At 55.9% G+C, this 9,799-nt stretch carries 10 protein-coding genes; all 10 read left to right on the forward strand.

Annotated features, from left to right (window positions below; genetic code table 11):
• Window positions 1–5 precede the first annotated feature (5 nt).
• The 10 genes from trpD (at window position 6) to PT964_RS16825 (ending at window position 9,613) form a co-directional block, all read left to right on the forward strand.
• Entirely contained in the window at window positions 6–1,046 is a 1,041-nt protein-coding gene (trpD, locus tag PT964_RS16780) for an anthranilate phosphoribosyltransferase (RefSeq protein WP_274364518.1), read from the forward strand.
• Complete coding sequence (gene trpC, locus PT964_RS16785) at window positions 1,036–1,824, forward strand: indole-3-glycerol phosphate synthase TrpC (protein WP_274364519.1); 789 nt, start codon at window positions 1,036–1,038, stop codon at window positions 1,822–1,824. Before trpD ends, trpC begins: the two co-directional genes overlap by 11 nt.
• Entirely contained in the window at window positions 1,821–2,543 is a 723-nt protein-coding gene (locus tag PT964_RS16790; protein WP_274364520.1) for a phosphoribosylanthranilate isomerase, read from the forward strand. The genes trpC and PT964_RS16790 overlap by 4 nt, the downstream gene beginning before the upstream one ends.
• Window positions 2,544–2,545: 2 nt before the next feature.
• A complete protein-coding gene (gene trpB / locus PT964_RS16795) occupies window positions 2,546–3,754 on the forward strand; it encodes a tryptophan synthase subunit beta (protein ID WP_274364534.1) in 1,209 nt (402 codons plus the stop codon).
• A complete protein-coding gene (trpA, locus tag PT964_RS16800) occupies window positions 3,741–4,553 on the forward strand; it encodes a tryptophan synthase subunit alpha (protein ID WP_274364521.1) in 813 nt (270 codons plus the stop codon). Before trpB ends, trpA begins: the two co-directional genes overlap by 14 nt.
• A 600-nt stretch (window positions 4,554–5,153) precedes the next feature.
• Complete coding sequence (gene hisC / locus PT964_RS16805; protein WP_274364522.1) at window positions 5,154–6,266, forward strand: histidinol-phosphate transaminase; 1,113 nt, start codon at window positions 5,154–5,156, stop codon at window positions 6,264–6,266.
• On the forward strand, window positions 6,263–7,354 hold the full coding sequence (locus PT964_RS16810) for a prephenate dehydrogenase (protein ID WP_274364523.1): 1,092 nt from the start codon (window positions 6,263–6,265) through the stop codon (window positions 7,352–7,354). Before hisC ends, PT964_RS16810 begins: the two co-directional genes overlap by 4 nt.
• A 470-nt stretch (window positions 7,355–7,824) precedes the next feature.
• Window positions 7,825–8,418 carry an RNA polymerase sigma factor gene (locus PT964_RS16815; protein ID WP_274364524.1) on the forward strand — a complete coding sequence of 198 codons (594 nt, stop codon included), beginning with the start codon at window positions 7,825–7,827 and terminating at the stop codon, window positions 8,416–8,418.
• On the forward strand, window positions 8,415–9,029 hold the full coding sequence (locus tag PT964_RS16820) for an anti-sigma factor family protein (RefSeq protein WP_274364525.1): 615 nt from the start codon (window positions 8,415–8,417) through the stop codon (window positions 9,027–9,029). The genes PT964_RS16815 and PT964_RS16820 overlap by 4 nt, the downstream gene beginning before the upstream one ends.
• Window positions 9,026–9,613, forward strand: coding sequence for a histidine phosphatase family protein (locus tag PT964_RS16825; protein ID WP_274364526.1), 588 nt, complete (start codon window positions 9,026–9,028; stop codon window positions 9,611–9,613). Before PT964_RS16820 ends, PT964_RS16825 begins: the two co-directional genes overlap by 4 nt.
• Window positions 9,614–9,799 lie beyond the last annotated feature (186 nt).

Below are 9,799 nucleotides of genomic sequence, written 5' to 3' on the forward strand. Positions count from 1 at the left end.
GGGACATGTCGAACAAAACGGTTGTGCAGGAAGCGATTGAAACGTTGATCGGCGGGCGCTCCTTAAGCCGGGAAACCGCGCAAGCCGTCATGGAGACGATCATGGAGGGCGAAGCGACGCAGTCGCAGATCGGAGCGCTGCTGGCGACGCTGCGCATGAAGGGAGAGACGGTCGACGAGGTGGTCGGCTTGGCTGCAGGCATGCGTTCGAAGGTGAACGGGGTCAGTACGGCTGCAGAGGGTCTGCTCGATACGTGCGGCACCGGCGGGGACGGGCAGCATACGTTCAACATATCGACCGCCGCGGCGATCGTAGCCGCAGGCGGCGGCGTTCGGGTCGCCAAGCACGGCAACCGCGCGATGTCGAGCAAGAGCGGCAGCGCGGACGTGCTTGAGGCGCTCGGCGTCAATATTCATCTCGGCAGCGAGTCTGCGGAGCGGTGCTTGAAGGCGATTGGCATTTGCTTCATGTTCGCGCAGGTGTATCATCCTTCGATGAAATACGCGGCGGCTCCCCGCAAGGAGCTTGGGATGCGCACCGTGTTCAACCTGCTCGGACCGCTTACGAATCCGGCAGGCGCCGACCGGCAGCTGCTCGGCGTGTTCGATCGGAACTTAACCGAGCTGATGGCGAACGTGCTGAAGGGGCTCGGTTCGCGGCGCGCGCTCGTCGTCGGCTCCCACGACGGGCTGGACGAAATCAGCCTGTCCGCAGCGACGCGGGTGACGGAGCTGAAGGACGGCAATGTGGTCACATACGATATCGCTCCTGACGATCTTGGACTGAAATCGTGTAAAATAGAAGAGTTAAGAGGCGGCGACGCGAAGGAAAACGCGGAGAAAATCCGCAGATTGCTTGCCGGAGAACGCGGCGCATACCGCGATGTCGTGCTTGCCAACGCCGGGGCATGCTTCTATGTGACCGGCGTCAGCGGCACGCTGCAGGAAGGCGTGAAGCGTGCGGCGGATGCGATCGATTCGGGGGCGGCGCTGCAAAAGCTGGACGACTTGGTGAAGCTGACGGGGGAACTGGCTCATGTATCTTGATCGGATTGTTGAAGTGAAGAAGAAGGAAGTGGCCGAGCTTCGGGAGAAAACCTCGATTGCGGAGCTGGAGCGGGCTATATCGGTATTGCCGGGAACGAAAGGGTTTCATGCGGCTTTGAAAGATCGCAAGAGACCGATGGGGCTCATCGCGGAAGTAAAGAAGGCATCGCCTTCGAAAGGGTTGATTCGCCCGGACTTCGATCCGGTGGAGATCGCGAAGGCGTATGAAGCGGCAGGGGCGGACTGCTTGTCCGTCCTTACCGACGCGCCGCATTTCCAAGGGGCAAACGATTATTTGTCGAACGTCCGGAAGGCGGTAGCGCTGCCGCTGCTGCGGAAGGATTTTACGATCGATCCGCTGCAAATTTATGAAGCGAGAGCGATCGGGGCCGACGCGGTGCTGCTTATTGCGGCCATCCTGACGAAGGACGAGCTGAGGCGGTTTATGGAGCTTGCTTCCGGACTAGGACTGGATACGCTGCTCGAGGTTCATGACCGGGCGGAGCTGGAGACGGCGCTGGAGCTGGATGCGCCGCTTATCGGCATCAACAACCGGAATTTGCATACGTTTGTGACCGATGTGAAGGTGACGGAGGAGCTTGCCCGGCATATTCCGGAAGGGAAGACCGTGGTCAGCGAAAGCGGCATTTCGCGGTCGGAGGAAATCGAATACTTGCGATCGGTTGGCGCCGCCGCGGTGCTGGTAGGGGAGCATTTTATGCGTCAAGCCGATATCGGCGCCGCGGTGAACGAGCTGATGGGAGCATTGGTCCGATGAGGGAGCCGGAGTTGGAGCTGAAGCTGAAGCTGAAGCTGGAAAGTCCTCAGGTGAAAATATGCGGGCTCATGCTGCCGGAGACGGCGAAGCAGATGCAGGAGGCCGGAGCGGACGTCGATTATATCGGCTTCGTGTTTGCGCCGAGCAAGCGCCGGATCGATGCGGCGCGGGCGAAGGAAATCGCTCAGGCGTTCGGGGGCGGGACTGCCCCTGTGCCGCGCTTCGTCGGCGTATTTGTGAATCCCGAGCCGGAGGAGCTGGATGCGATCGTTAAAGCCGTTCCGCTGGACGCCGTGCAGCTGCACGGTGACGAGACGGCGGAGTATTGCCGGGAAGTGAAGCGGCGGCATCCTCGCGTCGAGGTGTGGAAGGCGCTCGGCGTTTCGGGCGATTCGCTTCATGGCGAGACGGCTGCGGCCGATCGGCTTGGGCCGTATGAAGGCGCCGTCGACACGGTTCTGCTCGACGCATGGGACCCGAAGACGATCGGAGGCACCGGCACGACGTTTCGATGGGAAGCGATTCCGGCGTATCAGTACTGGTGCGATTCCAATGGCGTCCGGCTCATTGTGGCCGGCGGATTGAATTCCGGCAACGTTGGCGATTTGCTGGATGCCTACGCGGTCGGCGCGGTGGACGTATCCAGCGGCGTGGAAACGGATGGCGTGAAAGATATAGAGAAAATTCGTACATTCACGGAAAGGGTGAAGGGAAGATGAGCATTTCGCAAGTTCCGGACATACAGGGACGTTTCGGCAAATTCGGAGGACGTTACGTGCCGGAAACGTTAATGAACGCTCTCCTTGAACTGGAGGAGGCGTACCGCCGTTATTCGAAGGACGACGAATTTGTGAGTGAGGTTCGCGAGCTGCTGGTTCAATACTCCGGGCGTCCGACCCCGCTTTACTATGCGGAGCGACTGACCGAGCATCTCGGCGGAGCGCGCATCTTTTTGAAGAGGGAAGATTTGAACCATACCGGCGCTCACAAAATCAACAATGCGATCGGACAAGGCGTGCTGGCGAAGCGGATGGGCAAGAAGAAGGTCATTGCGGAAACGGGAGCGGGCCAGCACGGCGTTGCCACAGCGACGGTTGCCGCGCTGCTCGGACTTGAATGCAAGGTGTTCATGGGCGAGGAGGATACTCGCCGCCAGCAATTGAACGTGTTCCGGATGAATCTGCTCGGTGCGGAAGTCGTACCGGTCACCTCCGGAACGAGGACGCTGAAGGACGCGGGCAACGAAGCGCTGCGGTACTGGGTAAGCAATGTCGACGATACGTTCTACATTCTCGGCTCCGTCGTCGGCCCGCATCCGTACCCGATGATGGTGCGCGATTTTCAGCGCGTTATCGGCGACGAGACGCGGAAGCAAATTCTCGAGACGGAAGGCCGCCTGCCCGACGTCGTGATCGCATGCGTCGGCGGCGGCAGCAATGCGGCGGGCATGTTTTATCCGTTCGTCGACGACGAGAGCGTCCGCTTGATCGGCGTCGAAGCGGCAGGCGCGGGGGTGGACACCGACCGCCACGCGGCGACGATGACGCACGGCAAGCCCGGCGTATTCCAAGGCTCGATGAGCTATTTGCTGCAGGACGAGTACGGTCAAGTGCAGGAGGCGCATTCGATCTCGGCCGGGCTCGACTACCCGGGCATCGGTCCGGAGCATTCGTACTTGAAAGATGTCGGACGGGCGGAATATGTCCCTTGCTCGGACCAAGAAGCGCTCGATGCGCTGCAGCTTCTTTCCCGCAAAGAGGGTATCATTCCGGCGCTGGAGAGCGCGCATGCGATAGCGCATCTGATCAAGCTCGCGCCGACGCTCGGAAAAGACAAGACGATTGTCGTCAACCTGTCGGGCCGCGGCGATAAAGACGTCGAATCGATTATGAAATACATGAAGGAGGGCTTCGGCTATGAACGCCATTGATGCGGTTTTTGCGCGTTTGAAGGAGAGCGGCGGGACGGCGTTGATCCCGTTTCTGACGATCGGAGACCCTGACTTGGATACATCCGTCGCTTTGATTCAAGAGCTGGAGCGCTCCGGCGCCGATCTGATCGAGCTCGGCGTGCCGTATTCCGATCCGCTGGCGGACGGGCCCGTCATTCAGCGGGCGTCCGAGCGCGCTTTATCCGGCCGGCTGACGACGATCGTGGATGTGATCGGTGTGGCGCGGCGCGCGCGGGAGAGCGGAGTGAAGCTGCCGTTTATTTTGTTCACCTATTACAATCCGGTGCTTCAGCTCGGCTTCGGCCGGTTTTTCGATCTGGTGAAAGCGAACGATATTTCCGGTCTAATTATCCCGGATTTGCCGCTCGAAGAGGATGCGGAAATTCGCGCGCTTGCGGAGGAGCATAACGTCCACCTCATTCCGCTCGTGGCTCCTACTTCGCAGCAGCGCGTCGAATCGATCGCAAGCAAGGCGCGCGGCTTTGTGTACTGCGTGTCGTCGCTGGGCGTCACCGGGGAGAGAACGCAATTCGCTTCCAATATCGACGCGTTCCTTGACACGGTGCGCGGCGCGGCTTCCGTGCCGATCGCCGTCGGCTTCGGCATCAGCAGCCGCGAGCAGGTGGAGCGGTTTGCAGGCAAATGCGACGGAGTTATCGTCGGCAGCGCCATCGTGCGCAAAATCGAGGAACAGCTGGAGCTGCTGCGCGATCCTTCCAACCGTGACGAGGGTGTGCGGCGCGTAGGCGCGTTTGTGCGCGAGTTAAAAGGGGCATAATCGTTTTTTTTCGGGAAATCGGACCTTCGATTAAGGGTCCGATTTTTTCGTTGCCGGGTGTTATTTTTATTCCGTTTCAACCTTAACACCCGCCCGAACTAGCTGGCTTCACCAGAACTTAGTTTTAACTTAGTTCCGTTGCACCCTAGCGCACCGCCTGACCGCCGACCTCGAACGGAACTTTATTCCGCTGCCACCTCTCCACCGCCCAAACTAGCTGCCTCCAACGGAAATTAGTTCCGTTAGAGCCTTCGTCTTTCAAAGAAATGGTTGTGTCCGCAAGGATATAAGCAGTTTTTAGTGCTAAGTAAGTCGGTTGAGGGATAAAGGTATGCGTTAGTACCAAGTTTTGGTGCTAAGCAGATCGATGGTGGGTGAAAGGTGCGAGTTAGCACCAAATATTGGTACAAAGTGACTCGGGTGAAGGAGAAATGTGCGAGCTAGTATCAAGTTTTGGTGCGAACAACCCGCTTCGGATCGGCGGTTTAAGCTCATTCTTTACCGAATCAACGCGTTGTAGCAAAAAATCGTGGCAAGGTGCACGCCGATAAGCTACAATATGATATAAACTCATAGATGACATGCAGGAGAGTGGGAACGATGAAGCCAAAAGCTCATATCATGCATTTGCCGGTGTACCAGCCCGGAAAACCGATTGACGAAGTAAAAAGAGAATTGGGCTTGAGCGAAGTCATTAAGCTTGCTTCCAACGAAAATCCGTTCGGCTGCTCGCCTAGGGCGAAAGAAGCCATTGTAAACTATGTGGATTATGCGAATATTTATCCGGACGGGGCCAGCGTCGAATTGACCGCCGCGGTTGCCGAGCATTTCGGCGTAGAGACGAATCAAATCGTATTCGGAGCGGGCTCCGACGAGCTGATTATGATGATCGCCAGAGCGTACCTCTCGCCTGGAGACGAGACGATTATGGCCGACCGCACGTTCCCGCAGTACAAGCATAACGCCGATGTCGAGGCTGCAACCGTCATCGAGGTGCCGCTGAAGAACGGCGTTCACGATTTGGACGCGATGCTCGCGAAAATGACCGACCGCACGAAAATCGTTTGGGTATGCAACCCGAACAATCCGACAGGCACAATCGTCACTTCGGACGAGCTCCAGCGATTCCTAGAGCGCGTACCGCAGAACGTTATGGTCGTCCTTGACGAGGCATATGCCGAATATGCCGAAACGGAAAGCGAATATCCGAACGGCGTTGAGCTTCTCAAAAAATACCCGAACCTGTTGCTGCTGCGCACGTTCTCAAAGGCATACGGCCTGGCGAGCCTGCGAGTCGGCTACGGCATCGGTTCGCCGGACATTATCCGCTCGATCAATCAAGTCCGGGAGCCGTTCAATACGACGGGCTTTGCCCAGGCGGCGGCTCTTGCAGCAATTAAGGATCAACAATTCATCCGTTCGTGCCGCGAAAAAAACAAAGAAGGTATCGCATACTTGACCAAGGAATTCGGCCGCATGGGGCTAACCTACTTCCCTGCGTACGGCAACTTCATTCTCGCGGACGTCAAACGTGACGCGAAAACCGTCTTCGAGGCGCTGCTGCGCAAAGGCATTATCGTACGGGGAGGGCATACGGCATCCATCGGCTTCCCGACGATGATTCGCGTAACGGTCGGATCGGCAGAGCAAAACCGCGCATTCATTGAAGCATTGGAAGCGGTGCTCTCCGAAACGGCCGTGGTGGCGGAATGACCAAAATCGCCATTTTCGGCGTCGGACTGATCGGGGGCTCTCTTGCGTTATGCTTTAAAGGAAAGAGCGGGTATGAGGTTGTCGGCCATTCCCCAAACCCCGCCTCCGTCGAGAAATATGTGAAGCGCGGGGTAGTGGACCGCGGTACGACATCGCTGGAGGAGGCGGCGTCCGATGCGGACTTTTTGTTCCTTTGCGTCCCGGTCGGCATGCTGCCGGATTATCTGGAGGCATTGGCGCGGATAACCTTGAAGCCGGGGGCCGTCATTACGGACGTAGGAAGCACAAAGGGGGACGTCGTCGCCGCAGCAAGCCGGCTCGACTTCGGTGAAGCGGTGTTTATCGGAGGCCATCCGATGGCGGGCAAGGAACGGTCCGGCGTTGAAGCGGCGACCTCCTATTTATTCGAGAACGCCTATTATGTGCTTACTCCCTCCATTCGGACGCCGGAAGAAGCGTATGAGAGGCTTTCAGCACTGCTGGCCGAAACGAAAGCGAACATTGTAAGGCTCGATCCCGTCGTACATGATGAAGTCGTAGGGGCAGTCTCTCATTTGCCGCACATCGTGGCCGCATCCTTGGTGAATATGATATCCAAGCTGAATTCCGACAATGACGCATATGAAAAGCTTGCTGCCGGCGGCTTCCGCGACATTACGCGGATTGCTTCAAGCGATCCCGTCATATGGCGTGACATAAGCATGAGCAACCGGCCGGTTCTGCTCAAGCTGCTTAAGGAATGGATTCGCGAAACCGAACGGTTTATAGCGCTGCTGGAGCAAAGCGACGAGCGGGGAATCGAGTCGGCGTTCGCCGATGCCGCGACTTTCCGGAGCGGACTCCCCGAAAGACGCAAAGGCTTCGCGCATACGCACCATGAATTTTACGTCGAGGTCGCGGATCAGCCGGGGACGATCGGCAAGCTGACGATGCTGCTCGGCGAGCATTCCATCAATTTGCGGAACATCGGTATTTTCGAGCGGGGGCCCGGGTATCCGGGAGCGCTCAAGCTGTCGTTCGGAAATGCGTCCGAAATGGAGGAAGCGGACAAGCTGCTAAGACATTTAGGATATCGGGTCCATTTTTGAAATATAGAAGTAGGAAAAACGGCGGGACTACCGTCCGTTTTTTTCTTTAACAAAAAAGAAAGCGTTTTAAAAATTGTTGTTGACAAAATGGAAGCGTATACATATACTAAAAGTACAGTATGGTTTCTCTCCACTCCTATCCGATATATGGCACAATGTGCAACCGCCGAAAGGCGGTATTTTTTTTGTCTTTAACATACATTTCAGTACCTAATTTTGGAATTGTATAGTAAAATAGGGTGGGTGAATTCAGGAATCGAATGGCAATTCGTCGAATCGTGAAGGATTTTATCGAAATAGGAAGAATAATAGAATACATATTCGCAATAGGTTTTTCGGACTATTTTAAATATTCATGAAATTTCAATCAACTTTTGATTTTTATTATGCGGCGCAACTTTTTCAGTTCCCCGGTGTAATATTGTATAGCTGAACGGGGAACGAGCAAGGATGAGCAAGGAGGCTTTTCCATGACCGATTCCCAGCTGATTCGGGAAATAAAAGACGGAAACGTTCAGCTCTATCAGGAACTGGTCTCGCGTTACGAGCGGAAAATCCTGCTTTTTATTTTTCATATGTTGAAAAACTCGCGGATGGAGCATATGGCGGAGGATATGTGCCAAGAGACGTTTTATAAAGCGTATCGAAGCCTGCATTCCTTCCGGGAAATTGAAGCCTCCTTTTCGACATGGCTCTATACGATTGCACGAAATACGGTCCTAAGCGAATTGCGGAAGGGGCGCAACGGCAACGTATATTTGGAGGATACGGCTCATGTGCCGCTCACTCCTCCGGAGACGATGCCTGAGCAAACCGTGCTTCGAAGCGAGAAGGTCAACATGGTGCGGGAAGCGATTAACAGCTTGCCGGAGAAGCAGAGATCGGCGCTGATTTTGCGGGAGTACGACGGATTGGACTACCAGGAGATTGCCGGCATTCTCGGGCAAACCGTCTCCTCGGTAAAATCGTTGTTATTCCGGGCAAGAGCGAGCGTGAAGACTCAGCTTGAGTCTTATGTTCTGGAACCGATTCATGAGGAATATGAAGGGATGAAGCAGCGATGAAGTGCAACGAGATCCGCGAAATGTTCGGGGATTACTGGGATTTGCCCGAGAACGACTGGAACCGGATTCGGGTGGATGAGCATATTAAACGATGCGGCGAATGCGCGGCAGAGTTTAAAGTGTGGCAGGAAAGCGTCGAATTGATTCAATCGTCCGCCGTTTTCGTACCCGACGAATCGCTTCCGAATACCGAGGGCGTCATGTCCCGTAAAGTGATGGATCGGATTTATGCGGACGAAACGTGGCGCATTCCGGTTGCTTCCCGCATTTACTCTATTCCGCAACGCCTTCGCGTACGCTTTACCGCCATCATTGCATGCTGTCTCGCACTGTTCGTTTGCGGATTTTTATATCAAATCGTTACACCCGGCGACGCTCTGTCCTCCCGGCCGACTTCGGGCGTCATTTCGGTTGGATCGCTAGGCGGGGATGAGGATAACGAATTCGCTATCGAAGGCTTCGGTGAAGTGGAAATTGCCTCGATCGGCGATCCGGTCGTACTCGCCATACCGTCAGTCGATTCTTATCCCGACTTGATGCTGGTGCTCTCGTTCCTTGGGTTCGTTTGCGCGCTGCTCACTTTAAATTGGTTTTCGAGGCTTCAAAGATGACGCTGATTCTAGGCTTAATCCGACACGGAATTACCGATTGGAACGAATTCGGACGAACGCAAGGTCAGCGGGACATTCCTTTGAACGAAACCGGCAGGCGGCAAGCGCATGCGCTTGGCCGAAGAATCCCCCCTCGGGCTTGGGATGTGCTATACAGCAGCGATTTGTCCAGAGCGGCGGAGACGGCCCACATTGTAAGCATACATACGAAATTAGAACCGGTTCGAGCCGACATCTTGCTGCGGGAGCGTTCGTTCGGACTGCTTGAAGGCTTAACCCGCGAGGAACGCTTCTCCCAATGGGGAGAGCGTGCGCTGGAACACCCGGAGGTAGAAACCTCCGAGAACGTATTGAAGCGCGGAATGGCGTTTATTGACGCAGTTCTGAAGCGGCATGCGAATCAGCGTGTGCTCGCGGTGAGCCACGGCGCCTTCATCAGGCATCTGCTGCCGGCGCTGCTGACAGATCAAGACGTGCCGGAAGGCGCGCTGGACAACGCATCATTAACGATACTGCAATTTGACGGCGCAAGGTGGCGCTGTTTGCTTTTTAACGGCAGCGTGCCCGAGCCGGAAATATCTTAAAGCCCGAAGGGGCTTTTTTTATGTCCGGTCATCTTCCGCCCGTCGGGGGGCCGGACACTTGCTAGTTGACAATCACTAACGGAAACGAATGTCCGCTAAAAAGGGAAAGTTTACATAATACGGCGTTGTAACGGAACGTGTCTATATAGCCCCCTAATCCATTTGGACACTCCTAACCACTTCAGA

It is taken from the genome of Paenibacillus thermotolerans (assembly GCF_028745515.1).
Classification (GTDB): Bacteria; Bacillota; Bacilli; order Paenibacillales; family YIM-B00363; genus Paenibacillus_AE; species Paenibacillus_AE thermotolerans.